Annotated in this window: 19 protein-coding genes and 1 tRNA gene; 6 read left to right on the top strand and 14 right to left on the bottom strand. The window is 61.7% G+C overall.

Annotation, left to right across the window (positions count from 1 at the left end):
• Positions 1–320 precede the first annotated feature (320 nt).
• The 4 genes from gyrA to ENJ54_06560 all read right to left on the bottom strand — a co-directional run bounded on the left by gyrA (position 321) and on the right by ENJ54_06560 (position 5954).
• Complete coding sequence (gene gyrA, locus ENJ54_06575; GenBank protein ID HFC09497.1) at positions 321–2732, bottom strand: DNA topoisomerase (ATP-hydrolyzing) subunit A; 2412 nt, start codon at positions 2730–2732, stop codon at positions 321–323.
• Between the two features lie 94 nt (positions 2733–2826).
• Positions 2827–4119 carry an FtsW/RodA/SpoVE family cell cycle protein gene (locus ENJ54_06570; protein ID HFC09496.1) on the bottom strand — a complete coding sequence of 431 codons (1293 nt, stop codon included), beginning with the start codon at positions 4117–4119 and terminating at the stop codon, positions 2827–2829.
• 101 nt (positions 4120–4220) lie between these two features.
• Positions 4221–5090 (bottom strand): S-methyl-5'-thioadenosine phosphorylase, encoded by an 870-nt coding sequence (mtnP, locus tag ENJ54_06565; protein ID HFC09495.1) that lies wholly within the window; start codon positions 5088–5090, stop codon positions 4221–4223.
• A 15-nt stretch (positions 5091–5105) separates the two neighbouring features.
• Positions 5106–5954: an FHA domain-containing protein gene (locus tag ENJ54_06560; GenBank protein HFC09494.1), complete on the bottom strand. Its 849-nt coding sequence runs from the start codon at positions 5952–5954 to the stop codon at positions 5106–5108.
• 303 nt (positions 5955–6257) lie between these two features.
• Between ENJ54_06560 and ENJ54_06555 the strand changes: the two genes are divergently transcribed.
• From ENJ54_06555 to greA, 4 genes are all read left to right on the top strand, one after another.
• The gene (locus ENJ54_06555) at positions 6258–6818 is read left to right on the top strand and encodes a TlpA family protein disulfide reductase (protein HFC09493.1); all 561 of its coding nucleotides are present in this window, start codon (positions 6258–6260) and stop codon (positions 6816–6818) included.
• A complete protein-coding gene (locus ENJ54_06550; protein ID HFC09492.1) occupies positions 6818–7630 on the top strand; it encodes a diacylglyceryl transferase in 813 nt (270 codons plus the stop codon). Before ENJ54_06555 ends, ENJ54_06550 begins: the two co-directional genes overlap by 1 nt.
• A gap of 143 nt (positions 7631–7773) precedes the next feature.
• Entirely contained in the window at positions 7774–8925 is a 1152-nt protein-coding gene (locus ENJ54_06545; protein ID HFC09491.1) for a deoxyguanosinetriphosphate triphosphohydrolase, read from the top strand.
• A gap of 26 nt (positions 8926–8951) precedes the next feature.
• Complete coding sequence (gene greA, locus ENJ54_06540) at positions 8952–9422, top strand: transcription elongation factor GreA (GenBank protein ID HFC09490.1); 471 nt, start codon at positions 8952–8954, stop codon at positions 9420–9422.
• A gap of 81 nt (positions 9423–9503) precedes the next feature.
• Here the strand turns inward: greA and ENJ54_06535 are convergent, their stop codons facing one another.
• From ENJ54_06535 to dprA, 5 genes are all read right to left on the bottom strand, one after another.
• The gene (locus ENJ54_06535) at positions 9504–10649 is read right to left on the bottom strand and encodes a hypothetical protein (GenBank protein HFC09489.1); all 1146 of its coding nucleotides are present in this window, start codon (positions 10647–10649) and stop codon (positions 9504–9506) included.
• A 151-nt stretch (positions 10650–10800) separates the two neighbouring features.
• The gene (gene topA / locus ENJ54_06530) at positions 10801–13107 is read right to left on the bottom strand and encodes a type I DNA topoisomerase (GenBank protein ID HFC09488.1); all 2307 of its coding nucleotides are present in this window, start codon (positions 13105–13107) and stop codon (positions 10801–10803) included.
• Between the two features lie 81 nt (positions 13108–13188).
• Positions 13189–13851 carry a pyridoxamine 5'-phosphate oxidase family protein gene (locus tag ENJ54_06525; protein ID HFC09487.1) on the bottom strand — a complete coding sequence of 221 codons (663 nt, stop codon included), beginning with the start codon at positions 13849–13851 and terminating at the stop codon, positions 13189–13191.
• 68 nt (positions 13852–13919) lie between these two features.
• A complete protein-coding gene (locus ENJ54_06520; protein ID HFC09486.1) occupies positions 13920–15044 on the bottom strand; it encodes a mannose-1-phosphate guanylyltransferase in 1125 nt (374 codons plus the stop codon).
• Positions 15028–16185: a DNA-protecting protein DprA gene (gene dprA / locus ENJ54_06515; protein HFC09485.1), complete on the bottom strand. Its 1158-nt coding sequence runs from the start codon at positions 16183–16185 to the stop codon at positions 15028–15030. The genes ENJ54_06520 and dprA overlap by 17 nt, the downstream gene beginning before the upstream one ends.
• A 101-nt stretch (positions 16186–16286) precedes the next feature.
• Between dprA and ENJ54_06510 the strand changes: the two genes are divergently transcribed.
• Both ENJ54_06510 and ENJ54_06505 read left to right on the top strand, forming a co-directional pair.
• Positions 16287–16359 (top strand) — tRNA-Thr (locus ENJ54_06510).
• Between the two features lie 184 nt (positions 16360–16543).
• The gene (locus ENJ54_06505; GenBank protein HFC09484.1) at positions 16544–17680 is read left to right on the top strand and encodes a hypothetical protein; all 1137 of its coding nucleotides are present in this window, start codon (positions 16544–16546) and stop codon (positions 17678–17680) included.
• A 90-nt stretch (positions 17681–17770) separates the two neighbouring features.
• On the opposite strand, the gene ENJ54_06500 is transcribed toward ENJ54_06505, so the two are convergent.
• The 5 genes from ENJ54_06500 to phnC all read right to left on the bottom strand — a co-directional run bounded on the left by ENJ54_06500 (position 17771) and on the right by phnC (position 23266).
• Positions 17771–18880 carry a nuclear transport factor 2 family protein gene (locus ENJ54_06500; protein HFC09483.1) on the bottom strand — a complete coding sequence of 370 codons (1110 nt, stop codon included), beginning with the start codon at positions 18878–18880 and terminating at the stop codon, positions 17771–17773.
• Between the two features lie 128 nt (positions 18881–19008).
• Positions 19009–19584 carry an HDIG domain-containing protein gene (locus ENJ54_06495; protein ID HFC09482.1) on the bottom strand — a complete coding sequence of 192 codons (576 nt, stop codon included), beginning with the start codon at positions 19582–19584 and terminating at the stop codon, positions 19009–19011.
• A complete protein-coding gene (locus ENJ54_06490; protein HFC09481.1) occupies positions 19581–20240 on the bottom strand; it encodes a hypothetical protein in 660 nt (219 codons plus the stop codon). The genes ENJ54_06495 and ENJ54_06490 overlap by 4 nt, the downstream gene beginning before the upstream one ends.
• Before the next feature lie 85 nt (positions 20241–20325).
• Positions 20326–21456, bottom strand: coding sequence for an ABC transporter permease subunit (locus ENJ54_06485; GenBank protein ID HFC09480.1), 1131 nt, complete (start codon positions 21454–21456; stop codon positions 20326–20328).
• A gap of 1039 nt (positions 21457–22495) precedes the next feature.
• The gene (gene phnC, locus ENJ54_06480; protein HFC09479.1) at positions 22496–23266 is read right to left on the bottom strand and encodes a phosphonate ABC transporter ATP-binding protein; all 771 of its coding nucleotides are present in this window, start codon (positions 23264–23266) and stop codon (positions 22496–22498) included.
• Positions 23267–23326: the final 60 nt, after the last annotated feature.

Genomic DNA, 23326 nt, shown 5'->3' with positions numbered 1-23326 from the left:
ATGATGCGAGTATACCATAATAGAATGGACTATACCAAAAGGAATGGGCTATAAAAATGGCTTTTTTATGAAGTCGTCATGTTTGAGAGGCAGGAAGGCGCGTCGTGGAGGCGTTGGGGGTGGAAGAAGCAAGAGGGCGGGATGCAAGATGCGGGTTTCGAAACATCCGCTTGATCTCAGACCGCGACCATGCTTGGCCTTCTGCTCGGAGATTTGCCATGCGCAGTTCCCTCGTAAGTGATTCTTTGTGCCCCGGACAAAAAAATCAGGGCGACCGGCTGGCCGCCCTACACTTCATTACCTGCTACGCAACATTTACCTCACCCCACCACCTTCACCACTTCGTCCTTCGGCTTGAGCGTGGCGATTTTTGCGCCGCGAGCCGCGCTGCGTTTGCGCAGGGGGGCGGCATCCAGGCGGACGGCTTTGGCAGCGGCTTTGCGGAAGTGCAGTCCCACTTTGGCGCTCGGTTTGCCCGCCGCCACGCCGACCAGCCGCGCGCCTTGAGGCAGTTTCCACGCCTGCACGCCCTGGCCGTAACGTTTCTGCTGCGGGAATTCTTCAAACGCCACCCGCCGGGCGCTGGCGTTGTCGGCGACCATCAGCACTGCCATGCCTTTGCCCTGCAGCACTTTGACCGCGCCCACCACTTTGTCCTTGCCCTTGAGTTTGATGCCCGCGACGCCCGCGGCCACCAGCCCCATGGGGCGCACTTCTTCTTCCGAAAAGCGGATGCCCATGCCGCCTGCGGTGAAGAGCAAAATTTCGTCCTTGCCGCTGGTGAGCAGCACGGTGAGCAGGCTGTCGCCGGGGTTGATTTTGACTAAGGTGAACGCCTGCGCGCCCGCGGCGGGCAGAGTGGCGAGTTCGCTTTTCTTCACCATGCCCTGCCGTGTCACGGTGAGCACGAAGCCCTTTTCGGGGTTGGCAGGGGCGGCAAAGAGCGCCACCGGCGGGCTTTCCCGCAGGGCGGGGACCAGGCTGTGCCACGGCGCGCCGTCGGCGGGGGCGGCGGCTTCCGGCAGGGTGTGGATGGGCACCGCGGCGGCCTGCCCGTCGGCAGCGACGAGGTAAAGCGCCTCGCGGGTGCTGGCGCGCACCGCGGCGATGGGCGCATGACGCCCGCTGAGGCGCGGCGCTTTGCCTTCCGGCAGGCGGGCGATGTTGCCGGTGGCATCCAACGCCACCCACACGGTCTGGTCGGGCAGCAGGGCGTCCACGGTGAGGGCTTTCCCCTTTTGGGATGCGTCCAGCCGCACGATGCGGGTGCGCCGCGGGTCGGCAAATTGCGCTTTCACCGCCAGCAGTTCCTCGGCGATGGCGGCGCGCATCTTCTTCGGCGAGCGCAGCAGGGCTTCCAGCGCCTTGATTTGCTTTTTGGTCTCTTTGTATTCGGCTTCCAGTTTCTTGCGTTCCAGCGCGGCGAGGCGGCGCAGGGGCATGTCCAGAATGGCCTGCGCCTGCTCGTTGGTGAAACCGAAGCGCTTGCGCAGGTTCTTGTGGGCGGTTTCGGCGGTGCGCGATTTGCGGATAATCTGGATGACCTCGTCCAGGTTGCCGAGGGCAATGAGCAGCCCTTCCAGAATGTGGGCGCGCTTGCGCAGGCGGGCCAGGTCGTGCTCGCTGCGGCGGCGGACGACTTCCTGCCTGTGTTCCAGGTAGATTTTGAGCGCCTGTTTGAGGGGAAGCAGGCGGGGCGAGCCGTCCACTAAGGCCAGCATGATGACGCCGAAAGTGGTGCGCAGCGGCGTATGTTTGTAGAGGGAAGCCAGCACCGCGTCGGGGTCGGCGTTCTTGCCGAGTTCAATCACGATGCGCATGCCCTGGCGGTCGGATTCGTCGCGCAGGTCGGTGATGCCTTCCAGTTTGCCGTCGCGGGTCAGGCTGGCGATGCGTTCCAGCAGGGAAGACTTGTTGACGGCGTAGGGCAGTTCGGTCACCACCAGCGCCTGCCGCCCGCGCCCGATGCCTTCGGTGTGCATCAGCGCCTGCACGGTGATCTTGCCGCGGCCGGTGCTGTAGGCGCTGCGCAGGCCGTCTTCCCCCTCGGCCTGCACAATCAGCCCGCCCGTGGGGAAGTCGGGGCCGGGGATGTGCTTCATCAGGTCGTCCACGCTGAGGTTGTCGAGGCGGTTCCACTTTTCCAGCATCAGCACCAGGGCATCGATGACTTCGCCGAGGTTGTGGGGCGGGATGTTGGTGGACATGCCCACGGCAATGCCGGTCGCGCCGTTGACCAGCAGGTTGGGGAAGGCCGCGGGCAGCACGGTGGGTTCCTGCAGGCTTTCGTCGAAGTTGGGGGCGAAATCTACCGTGTCTTTGGCGATGTCGGCGAGCAGGGTTTCGGCGATGGGGCTGAGGCGGGCTTCGGTATAGCGCATCGCGGCGGGCGGGTCGCCGTCCACCGAGCCGAAGTTGCCCTGGCCGTCCACAAGGGGGTAGCGCATGGAAAAATCCTGCGCGAGGCGCGCCATGGCATCATACACCGCCTGATCGCCGTGGGGGTGGTATTTGCCCAGCACTTCGCCGACAATGCGGGCAGATTTTTTGTAGGCGCTGTTGCTGCGCAGGCCCATGTCGTGCATGGCGTAGAGGATGCGCCGCTGGACGGGCTTGAGGCCGTCGCGGGCGTCGGGCAGGGCGCGGGCGACGATGACGCTCATCGCGTAGTCCAGATAAGCCTGGCGCATTTCGGTAGTGATGTCAACGCGTTTGACGAGGCCAATTTCCATAGGGGATTCCTTGGTTAGGTGGTTACCTGGTTGCCTGGTTGTTGAGGGCAGTTGTGTTCGTCAGGGCTCATCTTAAGGGCAAATGGGCGCGGCGTCAAGGCAGCATCCACCACGCGGTTGCGGCTGCTGTGAGCGTGAAGGCCAGCACAAAGAGGCGGCTGCACCAGTGGATGGCAGGGGAAGACGCTGCGAGGGAGGCGCGTTCCCCTGCCTTCAGCAGGAAGGCCAGAGCAGCAAAAGCCGCGAAGAGTGCCGAACCGCCTGCAGCCACGAAAGGCAGCGGCATGCCGGTCAGGGGCAGCAGGCGCAGATTGCCGCCGAGGATGAGCAGGGTTTGCCCCCCGAGATACAGGCCGAGCGCCGCGGCCAGCCGCTGGTGAAAGGTGTGCAACGGGCCGCCGATGCGGAAGGCGAAAAAAGGCAAGGCGGCCAGCAGCACAAGGAGGGCAAGCGCCCCTGCCAGCCCCCATCCGTTGGCGATGGTTGTAAAGATGAAATCGGAATGCGCCAGCGGCACAGGCACCAGTGAGCGCCAACCCAGCCCCGCGATGCCGCCTGCCTGAAGTGCCCGCCGGGCCTGCAAAATCTGGTAGCCGTAGTGCTGCGGGGAATGGGCGGGGAAGAGCCAGGCTTCCATCCGCTGGCCGACGATGGGGAAGGCCCGGTAAGCCGCCCAGCCGAGGGGGAAAGCCGCGCCCGCGGCCCCGGCCAGGGGCTGCCAGCGTTGCCACACACACGCCTCGCCCGCGGTGTAAAGCGCGACCAGGAAAATGGCGGTGCCGAAATCGCGCTGCGCGGCCAACAACGCGGCGGCTGCCAGCACGACGGCTGCCAGCCGGGGCTGCCATTGGCGGCCGTCGGCAGCAACGGCGAGCGCCAGCAGCACTTTGAAGAACGCGGCAGGCTGGAAATACAGCCCGCAGCAGCCCAGCCAAAGCCGCGGCCCGGCCCCGCTTGGATGCTGGCCGATGAGGAAGGTCAGCACCAGCAGTACTAGCCCGCCCAGCAGCAAGGGGAAGGCGCGGCGGCGCAGCCAGGGGAGCAGGTTGGGAGTGGCGAGCAAGAGCGCCGCGGTCAGGGATGCCAGCAACAGCCAGAGGGCCTGCCGCAGGCCATACTGTGGGGCCACGCGCCAGATGCCCATCAGCCCCCAGCCGCTCAGCGTCAGGGCCGCAGGCAGCAGAACGGCCGGGGCCTGGGGGGTGTAGCGCCGGGCGGCCGCGCGCAACAAGAGCGCCGCGATGCTCCATGCTGCTGCAAGGGCCAGAAGCCCTGCACGATGCGCGGGCGGGGCAAGGGCGGTAAGCAGGGCGAAGTTGCCCAAAACGAACGCCGCCGCCAGCAGCAGCCAGCGGTCGGCGGGGACCAGGGGGGTTCGTATAGCCATGTAGAGGTTGATGGTGGCAAACGCCAGGGCGGCGCGCCGGGGTGGTAGCGAAATCCGCCCCTTTCACCGGCGCTGCGCCCCGGATGCTTTGTGTTTGGGCTTTAGAGGTACTTTTCGACCAGCAGACGCAGTTTTTCGCGCGTTTCCGGCGGGATGACGGCAGGGTCGGTGATGAGGGCGTCAGCCAGCGCCGTGCTGCAACTGCAATGCCGCTCGGCGGGCAATCGCTTGACCAGGTTTCGGATGGCTTCTTGGGCAGTACGCAGGTTGCGACGCAGGGTTTCCATCACCATGTCCACCGTGACGGGGGCTTCGTCCACATGCCACACATCGTAGTCGGTCACATGGGCCATGACGGCATAGCACATTTCGGCTTCCCGCGCCAGGAAGGCCTCGGGCGCGGTGGTCATGCCGATGAGCGACATGCCCCACGAGCGGAAGATGTTGGATTCGGCTTTGGTGGAGAAGCGAGGCCCTTCGATGGTGATGTAGGTGCCCCCGCGATGCAGCGTGGCACCTGTGGCTTCCACGGCCGCGGCCAGATGCCCGGAGAGGTCGGGGCAAAACGGCTCCGGCACGCTGACGTGGGCGACCAGCCCTTCGCCAAAGAACGAGCGTTGGCGGTTGCGGGTGAAATCGAACAACTGGTCGGGAATGACAATGTGCCCCGGCGCATAGTCTTCTCGCAGCGAGCCGCACGCGCTGATGCTGACGATGCGTTCCACGCCCAGGCTTTTGAGGGCGTAGATGTTGGCGCGATAGTTGATTTCGGAAGGCGAAATGTGGTGGCCGATGCCATGCCGTGCCAGGAAGGCCACGCGCTGGCCTTCCAGCGTGCCGACCACGATGGGCGCGCTGGGTTTCCCAAAGGGGGTGTCGATCGTGTGTTCCTGAACGTCTTCCAGCCCTTCCATGGCATACAGGCCGGAGCCGCCGATGATGCCGAGGAGAATGGGTTTGGATGGTGCCATGAGGGTCTCTCCTGGTCAGGGTTTCCCGTCGGTTTCAGGGTCGAGGAGGGGGCGGCGCAAGGTCACTGTGGTTTTGAGGTTAACCACATGCGGCCGCTTGGCTTCGTAGGGGCGTTCCTGCAAAGGGCGGGTGGCGCGCTGGCCGTAAACCAGCGTTGCGCCCGCCAGCGTAATGACATCGCCGGGGTAGAGAATGGTGGCGGTAATGCGTTTGCCGTTGACTAAGGTGCCGCCGGTGGAGTTGAGGTCGAAGAGCATGAACCGCCCCCGGTTGGCGCGCAGTTGCGCGTGCAAGCGGGAGATGCGCGGGTCGTCCAGCACCAGGTCGTTGTCGGGGCGGCGTCCAATGTGCACCAAGGGGCGTTCCAGCGAGAACACCTGGCTCCCGTTGATGATGAGGTAGGCGCTTTGGGGCGGAATGTTGACTTCTGGGTCCAGCGGGACGGCTTGCAGGGCTTCGGGTTCCCAAATTTGGGCTTCCAGGGTAAAGCCTTCGGGCGGCAGGTCTGGGCGGTTTTCCAGCAATACGCGTGGCAACACCGGAAAGCGCAGCCCGATGTCGTGCCCGGCTTTATGGATGGCGAGCGCAAGGGTGTCGAGGAGATGGCTGTTTTGGCGGATGGCCTCGCTCTGGCTGGGGGGCAGTCCCAGCACATATTGGGTAGGCCCCAGCGGCGGCTGGCGTTGCAAGTAAGCGTCGCTGGTGAGGGTCTTGACCAGCGTTTGCACGATGCTTTCTGCCTGAGGCAGGTACCGCCAAAGCGCGTCCGCGTGGGTTTCCAGCAGGCGCTGAATGTAGCCTTGCAGCCGGTCGGAGCGGGTATTGTCCATGCCTTTGCCTTTGAAGAATGCGAGCGAGTTCATCTGCCCAGCCGGGCGGAACGATTACGATTATAGACGAAAATCGGGAAATGTGCAAAAGGTCTGGGTGTGGGGGGGCAAGCAAAATGTGTAGAAATGGCTGCCTTGTCGTGGGAAACGTCCTCACCCCTCAAGCCGCCCCCTGAGCGAAGTCGAAGGGGCGCGGCTTTTTCCCCTTTCCCGGTGGGAGAGGGGAGAAACGGCGAGCGAAACGAGCCAAAGTGGGGCGAGGGCGAAATCGCCTGTCTACAACATTTACCTGCACCCTGGCTGTGGTAAGATTTCTCCCATGACGAAAAGGAGGCGTTGGTGCTGAATCTTCAAGCGCGAACCTACCATCTGATTTTGGCAGTGGTTGCCATTTTGGGCGCGGGGTGGATCTGGTTGACCCGCGCGCCGGTGGAAAGCGTGCACGGTGGCCCGCCGCCCGCCCCGCGGGAAGGCTTTGCTGCCCCTGATTTTACGCTGTCCACGCTGGATGGGCAGCGCGTGAGCCTGCACGATTTGCGGGGCGACGTGGTGCTGTTGAACTTTTGGGCCACATGGTGCGCCCCTTGCAAGGCCGAGATGCCCGCTTTGCAGCGGGTGTATGCCGATGAAAAAGGGCGTGGCTTGCGCGTGCTCGCTGTGACGGTGGAAACCAACACGGCCACGGTCGGCAACTTCGTCCAGCACTATGGCCTGGATTTTACGGTCTTGTTGGATGGGGGAGCGCAGGTGAGCCGCTTGTATCAGGTGCAGGGCACGCCGACGACGTTTTTCATCGACCGCCAGGGTGTGATCCGCTCGGTGGTGGTGGGAGGCCCCATGAGCGAAGGGCTGATCCGTTCTAAGGTGGAAGACCTGCTGCGCGAGGAGGCGCCCTGATGTTGCCTTATATTCACATTGGGCCTGTGATGTTGCAATTGCCCGGCCTGGCGCTGTTGTTGGGTTTATGGCTGGGACTGGAAGTTGCCTCCCGGCAGGCATTGCGTTTACGGCTTTCGGGAGAAACCATCAGCAACCTGGTGCTTTTAGGGTTGCTCGGGGGCGTGGTGGGGGCGCGCCTGGGGTATGCTGCGCGTTACCCCGAGGCCTTTGTCAAGGCCCCTTTGAGTTTGCTGGCGTTGAACCCGCAAACGTTGGATGCGGCAACAGGGTTGGTTGTGGGGCTGGCGGTGGCGTGGCTGTATGCTCAGCGGAAACATCTGCCCTTCCGCCCCACGCTCGATGCGCTGGCCCCTGGTTTGGCGGTGATGGCACTTTTCGTGGGCGTGGCGCACGTGCTTAGCGGTGACGCTTATGGCATGCCAACCAGCCTGCCGTGGGGCGTGACCCTGTGGGGGGCCAGGCGACATCCCACCCAGGTGTACGAAGTGCTGCTGAGTGCGGGTGTTTTGGTGGCGATATGGCGGCTTTCGAGGCAAAGCCGCGGCGATGGCACGCTTTTTCTCGCTACGGCAGGGTTGCTGGCGGCCGTGCGCATGTTTGTGGAGGCCTTCCGGGGCGATAGTGTCACGATATGGGGCGGCGTGCGGGTGGCAGAGATTGTGGCGTGGTTGGTGTTGTTGGCGGCGTTGTGGCTTTACCCGCGCTGGCGGGCTTCGTATAGCCAGGAAGCCCTGCAGGAAGGCCATGCGTCCCAGCCCCGGCAACCTGCGCGCCGGCGGGGCCGCTCCGGCCGTCGCAACAAGGCGTGAGGCGCATGGGCGCAGGCGGTGGGTGCTGACGCGGTCGGCGCGCTCATTGACACCTTCCTTATTCAGCATTAAACTTAGCGTGGCAGAACCTCCCCGCGTGGGAGGTTGGTTTTTCCTCGCTTCGATTTTTCAGGGAGACGACCATGTTGTTCACCCGTGAGCAGTTGGAAGCGCTCGAAGCGCAGGCGCTGGCCCCTTACGCCTGCAAAAGCAGTGAGACGAAAGGCCGCGCTTACCCCGAAGACGAATCGGAATATCGCACGGTCTTCCAGCGCGATCGCGACCGCATTTTGCATACCACCGCGTTCCGTCGGCTGGAATACAAAACGCAGGTTTTCATCAACTACGAGGGCGATTATTACCGCACGCGCCTGACCCACACGTTGGAAGTCACCCAGGTGGGGCGGACGATTGCGCGGGCGTTGGGCGCGAACGAAGACCTGACCGAAGCCATTTGCCTGGCGCACGATTTGGGCCACCCGCCTTTTGGGCATGCGGGCGAGGTGACGCTCAACCGCTTGATGAAAGACCACGGCGGCTTTGACCACAACAAGCAATCGCTGCGCATCGTCACGAAGCTTGAAAACCGCTATCCCGCTTTCCCCGGCCTGAACCTGACCTGGGAGGTACGGGAAGGTATCGTCAAGCACGAAACCGAGTACGATGTTTCGGATGCCAGCGAATATGACCCTGAACTGCGAGGGCATCTGGAAGCGCAAATTGCCAATGCCGCCGATGAATTGGCCTATACCGCCCACGATCTCGACGATGGCCTGCGTTCTGGTATGATCACCCCCTACATGCTGGATGGGCTGGAGTTGTGGGAGGTTCTGAAAGAAAGCATTGGCTGGCACCATGGCGAACTGGATGAACTCACCCGCCACCGCATCATCCGCCGCTTGATTGGCCTGGAAGTGACCGACGTGGTTTACACCACGGCACAGAAACTTCGCGAAAGCGGTGTCAAATCGCGGCTGGAACTTCAGCAGTTGCCTTACAATGTGATTGGCTTCAGCGAGGTGATGACACGCCGCAATCGCGAACTCAAAGATTTCCTCTATAACAATCTCTATCGTCACCATCGGGTGGTGCGCATGGCGGTAAAGGCCGAGCGTATTCTGACCGACTTGTTCCAGGCCTATACGGCCGAGCCACATACGCTACCGCGCCATATTCAGCAGTGGATTGAAGCACGCGGGCTGGAACGTGCCGTTTGCGATTACATTGCGGGGATGACCGATCGCTATGCCATTGAAGAGCATCGCAAAATGTTCGACCCCAACACCCGGCCCTGAGACTCAAACACGGAGGTAGGCATCTCATGAACGACCGGCAACATTACCTGACCCCGGAAGGCGCTCAGCGCCTGCGGGAGGAACTGGAATTCCTCAAGACCACCAAACGCACCGAACTGGCAAAGCGTTTGCGGGAAGCCATTCAAATGGGCGACCTTTCCGAGAATGCGGATTACATTGCCGCGAAAGAGGAGCAGGGCTTCCTGGAAGGCCGCATTCAGGAAATCGAGGCTTTGCTGCGGCAGGCCATCATCATTGAAGACAACGGCCACAAAGACGTGGTCGATATGGGTGCCAAAGTGACCATTCAGGAAGGCAACGAGCCGCCGGAAACTTACCACATCGTCGGCCCGGCGGAGGCCAACCCGCGCGACGGGAAGATCTCCCACGAATCGCCGATTGGCCGCGCCCTGTTAGGGAAAAAAGTGGGCGATGAGGTGGTCGTCAAAACCCCCGGGGGCGAAATCCGCTTCAAGGTTCTGGAAATTGCCTATTGAACCCGCGGGATGCACAAGCGTAGACGTGCCACGAGGCCGCTTGATAAGAAGCGGCCTCGTTTTTTGTTCTGATGAGGAGGATTAACCTTCTTTCGGCCACACGGCCAGTTCGAGCGTCAGCCGGTCGAAGTAACTGTTGGCGGGTAGTGCATCGTTGCCGTAGGCCATATCCACGACCCGGGCGCGCATTTGCAGTTTGGCGGTTTCGAGCACAATTTCCTCGCCGGGGCGGGCGAGCACGGGCTCGCCTTTGGCGGCCAGGCGTTCGCGAATGGCCTCGTCGTTGTAGGCGTGCTCGCTCATCAACACCTTGGTCACCGTCTGGATGTCGTTTTTGTCGAAAATCCAGATTTCGAAGGCCATCACCCGCTTGGGTTCGCCAACGCCAATGGTTTCGGTAATGCCCACGCCGCACTCGCCCAGGAATTCCCCTGTGGGGGAATCAATGCTGAACGAATCGTCGAACAGGTCGTCGCCGTGGACGTAGGTGGTCATGAATTGGGAGAGTGGCGCCTCTTTCCCTTCGGCTTCAAAATCGGTGCCCTGGGTGCTTTGGGTCATGGCCTGGGCGCGCTGGGCCGCTGTGATGGGCGCTTTGGGGGCCTTGCCACGGCGCAGGGAGAAGAAGTAGAACAACAATGCTGCCAGAATGAGGGCGAACAGCCCTATGCCGCACAGGAAAGCCACCAAGCGGAACGTGGCGCTTTTGCGCGCTGGCGTTTCGAGGGGGGGCGGGGTGAGGGTGAGCTGGAGCTGGTTGAGCGCTGTGGGCGTGCCTGCCTGTCCGCCGCCTGCCTGTGGGGTGGTTTGAGGCGAGGTCTCGGCTGTGGGTTGTTGCGGCGGCTGGACTTCTGCTGGCAGCCCTGTGAGTTTGACACCAACCACGTCGGCAAAACTGCTGATGGTGTAGATGTTGATGGCTTTGGGGGGCTTTTTGGCCATCTCTTCCAGCAGGGCTGGGCCTTTTTCGCCCAGAGCGTCAAAGCGCGCTTTGGCTGCCTGCGCGTCTCCCGTAAAGGCGTAAGCCTCGATGGCCATTTGGAGATATTCGCGCTGATACTCAGGGCTGAGGTGCTGCGGTGCAGCGTTGATCCATTTGACCGGCCACAACCACCAGCCCAACACGACCAGCCCAATGAGCAGACCAACGATGAAGGCCGCACCGCCTACGCCTGCCAGGAGCAAGGTATTGTTGTCGGGGGTTTTGCTAACTGCTTTGTTTTCCATCGGCACCACTCCTCAGATTCACGCGATGCATCGTTCAAAATGGCTTTCCCCATGCTGTGGGTGTTTCCATTGTAGCCCAACATGAAGGAAAACGCAACCGGGTCGGTTGATAAGGTGTTTTGATGGGTGCAAGAGGCATGCCATTCGGGCCTCAGGCCGGTTGGGCGCTCTCTTTTTCTTCCGGTTTCTCGCTGGGCGTCACTTCGTCGAGGGGAAAATTCGCCCCACAGGCGGTACATTGGGCGGTGGATTTGTTTGCCACTACCAACAGGCCACCGCATGCCGGGCAAGGGGTCGGCAGGGGGCGTTTCCACGAGGTGAAGTCGCATTCGGGGTAGTTGGCACAGCCATAGAAAACGCGCCCGCGGCGGGTGCGCCGTTCCACGATGTCACCACCGCATTTGGGGCACTTCACGCCGATTTTTTCCAGCCACGGCTCGGTGTAGCGGCATTCGGGGAAGTTGGAGCAGCCGATGAATTTGCCGTAGCGTCCCCAGCGGATGACCAGTTCATTGCCGCATTTCGGGCATTTACGGCCAATCGGCTCGGGCTCTTGCTTCATTTCCGGAATGGCCTTTTCCGCGGCTTCCACCTCTTTGGAAAACGGCAGGTAGAATTCGCGCACCACATCCACCCATTCGGTTTTGCCTGCTGCCACTTGGTCGAGTTTTTCTTCCATTTGGGCGGTGAAGCCCACGTCCATCACGTCGGGGAAGTGTTCCACCAGCAGGTCGTTGACCAGTTTCCCGGTTTCGGTAGGCACTAAGCGTTTGTTTTCCCGTTTGACGTACCCGCGCTGTTGCAGCGTGGAGAGGATCGGCGCGTAAGTGGAAGGCCGCCCAATGCCGTTTTCTTCCAGGGTGCGCACCAGAGTGGCCTCGGTGTAGCGGGGCGGCGGCTGGGTGAAGTGTTGTTCGGGCGTGAGTTTGAGGAGTTTCAGCGCCTGCCCTTCCGTAATTTCTTTCGGAATGGCGATGTTGGTTTCCTCTTTGCTATCCTCGTCTCTGGCTTCTTCGTAAAGCACCAGGAAGCCGGGAAAGCGCACCGACGAGCCGGAAGCCCGCAGGCGATAGGTGTGGGAATTGCTTTTGCCCTCGATTTGCACCGAAAGCGTGTCGTACACCGCGGCTTCCATTTGGGAAGCCACGAACCGCTGCCAAATCAGGCGATAGAGGCGGTATTGGTCACGGCTGAGGTACTGTTTGACCTTTTCGGGGGTGCGCAGCACCGACGTAGGGCGGATGGCTTCGTGGGCTTCCTGGGCCCGCTGGGCGCGAGTGCGGTAGAAGGGCGGCTTGGCGGGCACGAATTCTTTGCCAAAGCGCTCGCCGATGTAAGCACGTGCCTCTTTTTGGGCCACGGGCGAGATGTTGGTGGAATCGGTGCGCATGTAGGTGATCAGGCCCGTGCTGCCGCCGTTGCCGACGTCGACGCCTTCGTAAAGCTGCTGCGCCACGGCCATGGTGCGGCGGGCGGTGAAGCCGAGCCGCCGCGAGGCTTCCTGTTGCATGGTGCTGGTGGTGAAGGGGGCGCTGGGGCGGCGTTTGCGTTGCCCGCGTTTGACCGTCGTGACGGTGTAGGCGGCGGTTTGCATGTCGGTAACGATGGCCTGGGTTTCGGCTTCGTTGGGCAGCACGGGGTCTTTGCCGTCGATTTTGCTCAGGCGGGCGGTGAAACTTTTTTTCAGCCCTTCAGGCAGGAATTCCGCGTCGATGGTCCAGTATTCTTCGGGGGTGAAGTTTTCAATTTCGCGCTCGCGCTCGACCACCATGCGCAACGCGACCGATTGCACCCGCCCGGCGGAAAGTCGCCCCCGCACCTTGCGCCATAAAATGGGGCTCAGCGTATAACCCACCAGCCGGTCGAGCACTCGACGGGCTTGCTGGGCATCCACCAGCGCCATGTTGAGGCCGCGGGGATGGCTGAAGGCTTCTTCGATGGCCGGTTTGGTGATTTCGTGAAAGACCACGCGTTTGGTACGTTCCGGCTCCATGCCGGTGGCTTCCATCAGGTGCCACGCGATGGCCTCGCCTTCGCGGTCGGGGTCGGTGGCGAGGTAGATTTCCTCTGCGCGCTCGGCCAGGGCTTTGAGTTCTTTGACTACTTTGCGCTTTTCATTGGGCACGCGATATTTGGGCTTGAAGTCGTTTTCCACGTCCACTGAGAGCTGGGAGCGCAACAGGTCACGGACGTGCCCCACCGACGCTTTCACGGTGTAGCCTTTGCCCAAAAAGCGCCCCACGGTGCGGGCTTTGGCGGGAGATTCGACGATGACCAGTTTGCCCTTGCGCTTGACGCTCTTTTTCTTTTTGCGCTTGCGCTGGCTGGCAGGGGGCGGGGTGAGACCTTCATGGGCCGGTGTGCGCCCCATGCGGAACATTTTGGTGCCGCAAACCGGGCACACGCCTTCGGTGGCCGGTGTGCCTGAAGCGGTAAACACCGGCTTGGGGTCTTTCATTTCTCGTTTGGTTTTGCATTTGACGCAGTAGGCTTCCACGAAATCCTCCGGGGAATACGCATAGGGGTGTGAACCAACCCGCTATTTCGAGGTGACTTTCTGCAGGATGTGGTCAGGCACGGGAATGTTCGCGTCGGTGTAATCTGCTTTGGTGGGGAATTCGATCACCTGCCTGACCGGCAACAGGCCTGCCCAGAGGGGCAGGTCGCGGTCTTCGCCATCGTCGCCGGGCGGGGCTTTTCTGATTTTGGCCGAGGCTTCCTCGATGGCAACAGTTACAATGGCCGTGGCGTTGAGTTCAGCCGGGGTGGGTTTGCGAATGTAATCCCATTGTCCGGGAATCAGCCGGTCGGTGAAATATTGCAGGGCTTCCAGTTTCTCTTGCTCGTCATCTATCAGCCGGCCTTTGCCAAACAAAACCACCGAGCGGTAGTTGACCGATTGGTTGAAGGCGGTTTTCGCCACAACGATGGCGTCGAGGATCGCCATGCTGATGCTGACCTCATGACCTGCCTGGATGTGTTTGAGCAGGCGACTTGCCGGCGCGCCGTGAATCAGAAGTTCATCCCCGCGGCGGGCGTGGAGTGCGGGAATGACGAAGGGCCGCCCGCCTTGCACAAAGCCGATATGGCAGAACATGGCTTCATCGATGATTTTGTAAATCGTGGCTTTGTCGTAGCGCCCGCGGTCAGGGCGGCGCCTGATGCGGTTTCGCTCTGTTTTGACAAATTTTGGCATGAACATTCTCCGGTGTGTGATGTGGCGTGCATCGTGTTCACACGGCGCGGCGTTGGCCTTTTTGTGTTTTTGCGCTACAAATACTCGTTTTTCCCTTCTGCCTTCAACTGTTGCACAATTTCTTTTACGCGCTGCGATTGGTCGCGGGAACACACCAGCAGCGCATCTTCCGTATCTACGACCACGACGTTTTCCACCCCCAGCACGGCCACCAGTTTGCGGTGCTGGCCGTTTTGTACGAACACCAGGTTATCGCGGGCGTCGATGCTGATGTGCTCGCCGCCACGCAGGATGTTGCCGTCGGCGTCGGCGGGGAGGATGTCGAAAAGCGATTCCCAACTGCCCACGTCGCTCCAGCCCAGCCCCTGGGCGGGAATGACGGCGACCTGTTCGGCGCCTTCCATCACGCCGTAGTCGACGGTTTCGGTGCGCAGGCCGGGCCAGATGCGTGTCAGCACGGCTTCCTGTTGAGGCGTGCCCCAGGCCGCGGCGATTTCGTCCAGCGCGGCGGCCAGGTCGGGCATCTGGCGGCGGATTTCTGCAAGGATGGCATCGGCGCGCCATACGAACATGCCGGAATTCCACGAATGCCCGCCCTCGGCCAGCATTTGTCGGGCGGTGGCCTGGTCGGGCTTTTCCTTGAAGCGGCGCACGCGATAGGCCTTCAGGTCGTTGTAAATGCCCAACGCTTCGCCCCGCTGAATGTAGCCGTAGCCCGTGGCGGGGTAGGTTGGGGTGATGCCCAGCGTGACCAGGAAGCCTTCCTGGGCCAGGAGGTAGGCGGCTCCCAGCAGCCGATGGAAGAGGGCTACATGGCGAATGTAGTGGTCGGAAGGCAGCACGGCCATAACGGCTTCGGGGTCGCGATAGCGCAGGGCCACCGCGGCCAGGCCCACCACCGAGGCGGTGCCGCGCGGCGCGGGTTCCGGCAGGTAATTCTGCGGGGGGATGGCCGGGGCCTGGGCTTGCAGGGCTTGTGCCTGCTCGCGCACGGTCACGACCCATACCCGCTCGACGGGGAAGGCCCCTTGCAGGCGAGCGACGGTGCTCTGGAAAAGCGTGCTCGATTCCAGCAGAGCGAGGAGGTGTTTGGGGTGCTGGCGGCGGGAAAGCGGCCACAGCCGGGTGCCGCTGCCGCCGGCCATGATGACGGCGTGGTAATGGGGTTGCATAACGCCTCCGTTATCGGGCAATGACATATTGCATCCCACCGACGGCTTGCACCAGCCCTTTGAGTTCCATGAGGGTGAGGGTTGCCGTGACCTCGCTTACCGGCAACCCCAATTGGGCGCTAATCTCGTCCACATGGAGGGGCGTGTTGCCGAGGGTGGCTAACAGGCGCTCTTCTTCGGGCGTGGTGGGTAAGGTGCGGCGCGCCGATTGCCGTTGGGGGAGCAGGCCGAGGTCAAGGGCTTCCAGGACGTCTTCGGCGGCGGTAAGCGGCCGCGCCCCTTGTGCCAGCAGCCAGTTGGTGCCCCGGCTTTGCTCGGCGTAAATGCTGCCCGGCACGGCGAAAACGTCGCGCCCCTGGTCGGCTGCAAAGGCTGCGGTGATGAGTGCCCCGCTCTTGCGTCCGGCTTCCACCACCACGGTGGCGATGCTCAGCCCCGCGATGATGCGGTTGCGGGGCGGGAAGTTGAGGGCTTCGGCGCGCGTGCCCGGCGGATATTCGCTCAGCAGCGCGCCGTGGGCAACGATTTGGGCTGCCAGATGGCGGTGCTCCGGCGGGTAAATGGTGTCGACGCCGCTTCCAAGCACGGCCACGGTGCGACCGTTGTGCCGCAGGGCGCTGCGGTGGGCTGCGCCGTCAATGCCGCGGGCCAGCCCGCTCACTACCGTCACCCCGTGTGAGGCCAGAAGCCCTGCCACTTCTTCGGCGACCTGCCGCCCATAAGCGCTCATTTTGCGGGTGCCCACCACGGCGATGGCCCAGTCGTCTTCGGGCGTGAGGCGTCCTCGCACATACAGCACCGGCGGCGCGTGTTCGGTTTGTTTCAGCCGGTGGGGGTAGGCGGCGTCTTCCCAGATGAGCACGTCAATGTCTTGCTGACGCCATCTTTCCCACAGGCGAGGGAGGTCGAGGTTATGCCGCAGATGGAGCAGGGCGCGGGTGACGGTCGGGGGCAACCCCGCGGCTTCCAGCGCGGCGGGGGTGGCTTCCAGGGCGGCGCGGGCGTTGCCAAAATGGTTCACCAGGCGGCGAAAGCGCACCGGCCCAATGCCTTTGACCATGCTGAGCCCAATCCACGCGAGGCGTTCTTCGAGTTCCACCGCTGCTACCCTTATGCGAGTGAACTTCTTCCTTAATACACCTCTCCCAGCCGAAGCGGCGTTGAGCATACCACAGGCCAAAAGCGGGTGTCAAGTGGCGCGAGGCGGTTGGGCCGGTTTTTCCGAAATCCTCCCAAAATTTTGGGGTTCTCGGGTATAATTGCGGCGGTGCCACCGTAGCTCAGTCGGAAGAGCATCCGCCTCGTAAGCGGACGGTCACGGGTTCAAGTCCCGTCGGTGGCTCAGGCCCATAACCTGCCGTTCTGGGGAGGACGGCAGGTTTTTGTGTCTTGAAACGGTTGTGCGGTACAATAAGGCCTGAAAGTGCGGGGTTTTCCTTATGGTTGGGAAGGCCCACCTTATGCTCGGGGGCATTGGAGTTCCATTGAAGCCATTTCCCAGGCATTCTTTGTTGAGGAGGTAAATGATGCGCAGGAAGGTTTTAGCGGTTTCGTTGTTTGCAGCCATGCTGTTGTTGGCCTGTAGCCTTTCGTCGGTGCTCGATTTTGCCAAAAAGGCTGGGGAACTGGCGCCCACCGCGCAGGCCCTGGCGAGTCAGGTAGGCCCGACCGTGGAGGCGGCGATGACCCAGGGTGCCCAAATAATGACGCAGGAAGCGCCTGGTCAGCAGAATGGCGGGGGTGGGCAGGCCAACGCGATGAACTGGCTTTCGCCTGAAGAAAGCACGATTTTGAAGAGTTTTCACCAGGAAATGGTCGTTCACGTCAAAGCGGCAGGGAAAGCGTATGACCTTTACAAGATTGAAACCGATTACGTCCGCGGTCAGGCTTCGCGGCAGGTGATTGTTCAGAACGGCCAGCCGGTTATGGAAACGGTGTCGGTCGGCGGCACGACGTGGTATCGCTCCGGCAATGAATGGATTTCTGTGCCGGCCTCGCAAAACTTCGACAACCCTGAAGCGTTGGTGACGGATGCCATGGACTCGGAACTGGCCGATCCTGCTCATTGGAAGGCCAACGGGACGGGCACGGTGGAAGGGATGAAGGTCTACCGCTATACCTACAACGCTTCGCAAGATTTAGCAGCCATGAAGCAGGACTGGCAAGGGCTGTTGATGGAAATTCCGCAATTGAGCGGCGCGACCAACGCCCGGGTGACGAAGGTGCAAGGCGAGGTGAGCGTGTTGCAAGATGGCACGATGGTGAGTGCTTTTTATCGGGTGGAAGGCCAGGTGGAACAGAACGGCCAGCAAGTCCCCGTGGAAGTGACCATTACCACCACGCTTTCCAACCTCAATGGCAATATTCAAATTACCCCGCCGCCTGGCGCGGCAGGCGCCAAAGCGCCTGTTCCGCTGCCGCCGGGTGCCACGCTGGAAATGCAGATGGGCACGTCGAGCATTTACACGGTGCCTGACATGACGGTGGCCCAGGTGATGCAATTCTTCGATCAGACCTTTGCCCGGCAGGGCTATAAAGTGACCACCAAAGTGGGCGACGACCAGAACGGTTGGACTTTGCAGGTGACTGATCCCCAGGGAAAGATGCACATGCTGATGGTGGCTTCGCAAGACGGCAAGGTGAGCATCACCATTGTCAAATAAAGGCTTAGAAGCCCCAAGCCCAAGGCAAAGAAAAAGCCTGGCGGTTACCAGCCGCCAGGCTTTTTGATTTGTTGCTCGCGAGGGTGCTTTTTAGCGTTCGATGGTGAAGAAGGTGTAGTGATAGGCGATTTTGCCATCCAGCAGCCCAAAAACGTCGTTCCCGTTGCGCACCTGCCCGGCGCTGGAGGTGGCTTCCCAGGTGAAATGCCGGGAGTTGCCCGTGCCTGAGTGGCCGGTGAGCCGGAAGGTGGCATTGGGCAGCAGGTTGTTGAAGAAAGTGGTGTACCACGAGTGGATGGCTGCCTTGCCTGTGACGGTGCGGGCACTGGTGACATGCACCGCCCGCTCGGTGTAAAGGTTGGTGACGGTATCGGCGTTGCGCGTGTTGAGAGCAGCGATGAATTTTTCGGTGATGTCTTGGGGCACCGGCGGGGGGCTGTCGGGCCACTTGAAGTCGGCAATCGCTTTCCAGATGCTGGGGTCGAGCAAATCGCGGGTGAGGTGCCATTCCCAGAAGTTGGCCGCATGCACGCCCAGGTTGACGGCCGTTTGCAGGAATTCCCGAATTTCGGCGGCCGAAGGCACCCAGGTGCCGTATTTGTAAGCCGAACCGGCCGCCAAAAGGGGCTGATTGGGATACATGGCGCGAAATTCTCGCACGGTGCGGGTCAGTTGGGCACCGGGGTTGTGGGCGGTGATCCAATAGACCTGCGGCATGTTGAAGTCACACTGGTCGAGGAACTCGCGCCAGGGGAAGGCCGGGTGATAACTGGGGAAGCGGTAGGAACTCAGGCCAATGAGCACCCCCGAAGGCATTTCGCGCCGCAGGGTGTTCATGAAGGTCTTGGCTTTTTCGGCCATGCCAGGGGCTTCGAATTCTACCTCGGCGTCGATGACATAGCCCGTCAGCCCCAGTTGCTGGGTGCGTCGGGCGGCGGTGCGAGCCTCAGCAACCGGGTCGCGGCCGTAAATGTAGTGCCATCCCCAGGGCGTGATGCCTTTGGCCTTGAGCGCGCTGACCAGCGGCGGCACCAAGTCGCGATGGTTGTCCCAGTCGTAATTGTAGATGCCGCCGTTGTCGGCAATTTTGATCAGCACGTGTGAAAGTCCGGCTTCTGCCGCAACGTTGGCAATGGCCTGCGGGTCGCCGTTTTCACAGCGGTAGATTTTCCACAAATACATTCCTTTCCCGCTAAGCATGGCACCTCCTCCTTCCGTGGCCGGTGAGCGCGGGCGTGCGCGGTGAACTTTGGGGTGGACGTCCTGCTATGGGGCAGGCGCGCCGCGATGTTTATAGTGTAGCATATTTTGGAAAGCGCTGCAGCGTGCTACGAAGAGGCCAACGAGCCGTCGAGCCCGAGTTCGGGGGCAATGCGCTTCATGGCCTCGATGACGTTGCCGACGTGTTCCCACAAATCAATGCCAATTTCCTCGGCCCCGCGGCGGATGGCCTCCCGGTCGGCGCCGGCCGCGAACGATTTGTCCTTCCATTTTTTCTTGACCGATTTTACCTTGAGGTCGTAAAGTGATTTGGAAGGCCGCACCAGCGCGACGGCGGTGATCAGGCCGGTGATTTCGTCGCACGCGTAGAGGGCGTGTTCCATCAGCGTTTCGCGGGGCACGCCGGTGTGGTCGGCGTGGGTGAGAATGGCGTGGACGATCTCTTCCGGCACGCCGCGTTCCCGCAAAATGGGGGCGCCTGCTGTGGGGTGTTCTTCCAGCGTGGGGTGGATTTCCCAATCGAAGTCGTGCAGCAGGCCGGTGATGCCCCATTTGTCGACGTCTTCACCAAATTTTTCGGCATAGAAGCGCATCGCGGCTTCCACTGCCAGCATGTGGCGGCGCAGATTAGGGCTTTGCACGAATTCGTGCACAATGGCGAGGGCTTGGTCGCGGTCGATCATGGGGTTTCCTCCGGAAAGATGGGTTCGAACTTGCCCAGCACAGGCAAAGGGTGGGTGACGTGAACGTCGAGCAACGCCCGTGCTGAGGCCAGCACTTCGCGGGCGTTCCAGTAAATGTACGGCAAGGTGCGGTAACGGCGGCGGTCGGCAGGCACGCCGATGGCATCAATGCCTAAGGCACGACAGGTGTAAACGGCGCGGGCAAGGTGGAAGCGTTGTGTCACTACCAGCGCCTGCTCGACGCCGAAGATGGCTCTGGCGCGATAGCAGGTGTCGTATGTGCGCCGACCGGCGTAGTCGAGCACAATGGCGTCGTCGGGCACGCCCAGGCTGAGTGCATAGCGGCGCATGGCTTCCGGCTCGTTGTAATTGATAAAGCGGTTGTCTCCGCTAAAGAGCAATTTTTGTGCCTTCCCCTGGAAATAGAGGTCGGCTGCCGTGGCCACGCGGTCGCGCAGCACGGGGGTGGGGGAGCCATCACGCCACAGCCCGGCGCCAAACACGATGGCGACCCGGCGGGTTGGTGCTTCTGACGGTGATGTGATGAAGGGCGCTGCCCGCCACATGACCCATACTCGCCCCAAAAGCAATATCAGCAGACTTGTTGCTGCGGCCAGCACGGCCAGCCTCAGCGTGAACCACAGCCCATGACGCATGGCCGAGATTATACCATCCATGAAAATCATCAAAACAGCCCCTTGCCAGATGACAAGGGGCTGTGGGGAAGGCCTTGGTGCCCGGCTATACCATTTTTTCGCGAATGCTCGCGCTGACGAAGTCGAGCGTTGCCACGGTAATGGTGATGAGCCACACGGCCAGCCCGGCTTGCTCGTATTGGAACTGGTGAATCCACTGAATGAGCAGGAAGCCGATACCACCGCCGCCGACCAAACCGATGATGGTGGACATGCGGACGTTGATGTCCCAGCGGTAGAGGGTGAAGGCGGTGAAAGGCGGCATGACTTGCGGCACCACCGCATAGACGATGGTCTGGAGGCGGCTGGCGCCGGTGGCTTGCAAAGCCTCGATGGGGCCAGGGTCGATGCTTTCGATGGCTTCTGAGTAAAGTTTGCCGAGGGCGGCCACCGAGTGGATAGTCAGGGCGATGAAACCGGCAAACGGGCCGGGGCCAACCCAAATGACGCCCATAATGGCCCAAATCAGCGGCTCAATCGAGCGCCCGATGTTGAGCATGAGCCGCACCGCGGCGTAGATCATTTGCCCAATGGGAATGGTGCTGCTGGTGCCCAGCCGCCAGGCCCAAAAAGCGCCCAGGAAGGCCCCCAGCACCGCGCCGAGCAGGGCTGTGTGGGGGGCGGCAGCCAGCGCCCCTTCGGCGCCGCGGGTGATGCCCAGGATGCCGTGGGCGTACCCCAACCCCAGCGCGTAACCTACGGCCGCACCGACCAGCGCCATGCCGACCATGCCCACACCGAGGGAAACCAGGGGGGGCAGGTGCTCGGCCACGCTGTCTAAGGCGCGACTGAGCAACCGATAGGCCAGAATGGCCAGGCTAAACACCAGCACGATGTAAATGCTGAAGGTGAGGATGGGCGCTTTTTCCAGCCCACCCACCATGGGGGTGAGCCAGTCGCCGGCAAGTTTGCCGAGATAGGCCCCTCCTACCAGCCCAATCACGCCGCCCACAAAGCCTTGGGTAGTGGTATGCAGTGTGCTCATCAGGTTGCGAGCCGCCAGGAAGGAAAGCGGCACGCTGAGCACAATGCCGACCGCGGTCGCCATCAGGCCCATCATGATACTTTCCAGCATGGCTTGCAGGGCGAGTTTCATTTCTTTGCTCAGTTTGCCGGTAAACTTCGCCGTGCCGCGCTGCACCACCCGCAGTTCGTGAATCTGCGGTCCTTGCGCCATGCTGGGGATCGTGACGTCGGGAATGTAGAGTTTGGTGGTGAACGTGCCGTCGGGGCCTACTTCGATGTCGGTGGGGCCAAAGCCTCGCGGCGTGAACGCGTTCCCCAGCGGGTTCGCCCATTGGATGTGGACTTTCTTGTTGGGCTGGAAGCCGCCGCCTTTGATGGTGAGCAGGGTGCCGAAGATGGGTTTCCCGGTGCTATCGCGAGTGCTCAACTCACCGCACGTTGGGGTAACGCTGACCCACGGCTGGCCTTCTTTAGGCTGTTCCACCGGCGGCGGGGTGGAGCCAGGGGGGCAGGGGGCTTGAATTTTGGCGGTGGCAACCAGTTGCGATTCTGAGTAGTCGAAGGCGACTTTCCACGGCCACACAATGCGGCTGAGGATGACGCCGGTGTCTTTGTATTCCCGGATGGCCTTTTCGGGGTTGATTTGTACAATGCGGGTGCCCAGCACCAGAATGCCCACGATGAGCAGCATGTAGAAGGTGCCCATGCTGGGGGCATGTTCTCGCCCGCGCAGGCGTGCCGCGTCGAAGATGTTCCACGCCCAAATGGCCACCGTCACGAAGGCGGTGAGCAGCGAGGTCATCGCGTAGAGCTTTTTCATGTCGGCGGCGGAAAGCACCGTGTCGATCATTGCCGGCGCGGTGATGCCCAGCACCACGATGACCAGAATGACGAATGCCGGCGTGGCGACGTTGCGGGCAAATTCCGAGCGCATGGCATAGCGCCGCGCCAGCCAGTAAATCGCCAGCAGGAAGACAAGGAGCGCCGCGGATTCCACCAGGAAGAGAAGATAGGCGTGGAAACTGAGCGCGTAGTCGGGGTAGCGCGGGCGCTGGGCTGCGGCAAACACTGCCAGCCCGCTCAGGGTGACGATGCTCAGTAAGATGTAGAAACCGCGGCTAATGGCGCCGCCAACGGCTTGTCCCAGGCCGGGTACCAGCAGCGAGAGCAGGGCCTGGAGCCAGGAGGGCTTGGCAAGAGGGGTGCTTTTTTCGGCCACAATGACTCCTTATGCAGTTCAGGCTTGAGGGTTATCCGCCCACGCTGAGCCGCTGGGCTTCTTGACCGTAGATGTGCTTGAATTCGGCGTCGGTAATGTTGCGGATCTGTTCACGCGTGCCTTCGTACACCAGGCGTCCGTCTCGCAGGCCGATGACTTTGGTGGCATAGCGTTGGACCAAATCAAGGTAGTGCAGGCTGCACAGCACCGTGATGTTTTGTTCCTGGTTAAGGGTTTCAAGGTAGCCCAAAATGGAATGGGCCAACACCGGGTCGAGGCTGGCGACAGGCTCGTCGGCGAGGATCATTTTGGGTTCCTGCATGAGCGCCCGGGCGATGCCCACGCGCTGCTTTTGACCACCGCTGAGGGCGTCGGCGCGGTTTTGGGCCTTGTCGCCAATGCCCACGCGCTCCAGCGCGGCCATAGCCCGCCGCTTCTCAGATTGAGGGAAATAGTTGATCAGGCTCCACCACGAGGGCAGATAGCCCAGCCGGCCGGTGAGCACATTCGTCAGCACGCTGGAGCGTTCGACCAGGTTGAAGTGCTGAAAAATCATGCCGATTTCACGGCGAATGCGGCGCATTTCGGCTTCACTGGTTTGGGTAATGTCTACACCGTTCCAGAGGATGCGCCCCTCTGTGGGTTCAATCAGGCGGTTGATGCACCGCAGCAAGGTGGATTTACCCGAACCACTCAAGCCGATGATGACCAGGAATTCCCCGTCTTCGACTGTGAAACTGACGTCTTTCAGCGCAACGGTGCCGTCCTCGTAAACTTTGGTGAGGTGTTCTACAACCAGCATAAAGCCCTCGCAAAGTGGGAAGGCCGGAAGCCCGGCAGGAGATAAAAAAATCAAGGCGAG

This window comes from Chloroflexota bacterium (assembly GCA_011322445.1).
Lineage (GTDB): Bacteria > Chloroflexota > Anaerolineae > Anaerolineales > DRMV01 > DRMV01.
The sequence above is the reverse complement of the archived record's forward strand: the minus strand, read 5'-3'. Positions and strand labels throughout refer to the sequence as shown.

Bases quoted from the DNA above. Each gene is read 5' to 3' on its own strand.
- gyrA (HFC09497.1), bottom strand. From the start codon at position 2,732: ATGGAAATTGGCCTCGTCAAACGCGTTGACATCACTACCGAAATGCGC.
- ENJ54_06570 (HFC09496.1), bottom strand. From the start codon at position 4,119: ATGGCTATACGAACCCCCCTGGTCCCCGCCGACCGCTGGCTGCTGCTG.
- mtnP (HFC09495.1), bottom strand. From the start codon at position 5,090: ATGGCACCATCCAAACCCATTCTCCTCGGCATCATCGGCGGCTCCGGC.
- ENJ54_06560 (HFC09494.1), bottom strand. From the start codon at position 5,954: ATGAACTCGCTCGCATTCTTCAAAGGCAAAGGCATGGACAATACCCGC.
- ENJ54_06550 (HFC09492.1), top strand. From the start codon at position 6,818: ATGTTGCCTTATATTCACATTGGGCCTGTGATGTTGCAATTGCCCGGC.
- ENJ54_06545 (HFC09491.1), top strand. From the start codon at position 7,774: ATGTTGTTCACCCGTGAGCAGTTGGAAGCGCTCGAAGCGCAGGCGCTG.
- greA (HFC09490.1), top strand. From the start codon at position 8,952: ATGAACGACCGGCAACATTACCTGACCCCGGAAGGCGCTCAGCGCCTG.
- ENJ54_06535 (HFC09489.1), bottom strand. From the start codon at position 10,649: ATGGAAAACAAAGCAGTTAGCAAAACCCCCGACAACAATACCTTGCTC.
- topA (HFC09488.1), bottom strand. From the start codon at position 13,107: ATGAAAGACCCCAAGCCGGTGTTTACCGCTTCAGGCACACCGGCCACC.
- ENJ54_06525 (HFC09487.1), bottom strand. From the start codon at position 13,851: ATGTTCATGCCAAAATTTGTCAAAACAGAGCGAAACCGCATCAGGCGC.
- ENJ54_06520 (HFC09486.1), bottom strand. From the start codon at position 15,044: ATGTCATTGCCCGATAACGGAGGCGTTATGCAACCCCATTACCACGCC.
- dprA (HFC09485.1), bottom strand. From the start codon at position 16,185: ATGCTCAACGCCGCTTCGGCTGGGAGAGGTGTATTAAGGAAGAAGTTC.
- ENJ54_06505 (HFC09484.1), top strand. From the start codon at position 16,544: ATGCGCAGGAAGGTTTTAGCGGTTTCGTTGTTTGCAGCCATGCTGTTG.
- ENJ54_06500 (HFC09483.1), bottom strand. From the start codon at position 18,880: ATGCTTAGCGGGAAAGGAATGTATTTGTGGAAAATCTACCGCTGTGAA.
- ENJ54_06495 (HFC09482.1), bottom strand. From the start codon at position 19,584: ATGATCGACCGCGACCAAGCCCTCGCCATTGTGCACGAATTCGTGCAA.
- ENJ54_06490 (HFC09481.1), bottom strand. From the start codon at position 20,240: ATGCGTCATGGGCTGTGGTTCACGCTGAGGCTGGCCGTGCTGGCCGCA.
- ENJ54_06485 (HFC09480.1), bottom strand. From the start codon at position 21,456: ATGGCGCAAGGACCGCAGATTCACGAACTGCGGGTGGTGCAGCGCGGC.
- phnC (HFC09479.1), bottom strand. From the start codon at position 23,266: ATGCTGGTTGTAGAACACCTCACCAAAGTTTACGAGGACGGCACCGTT.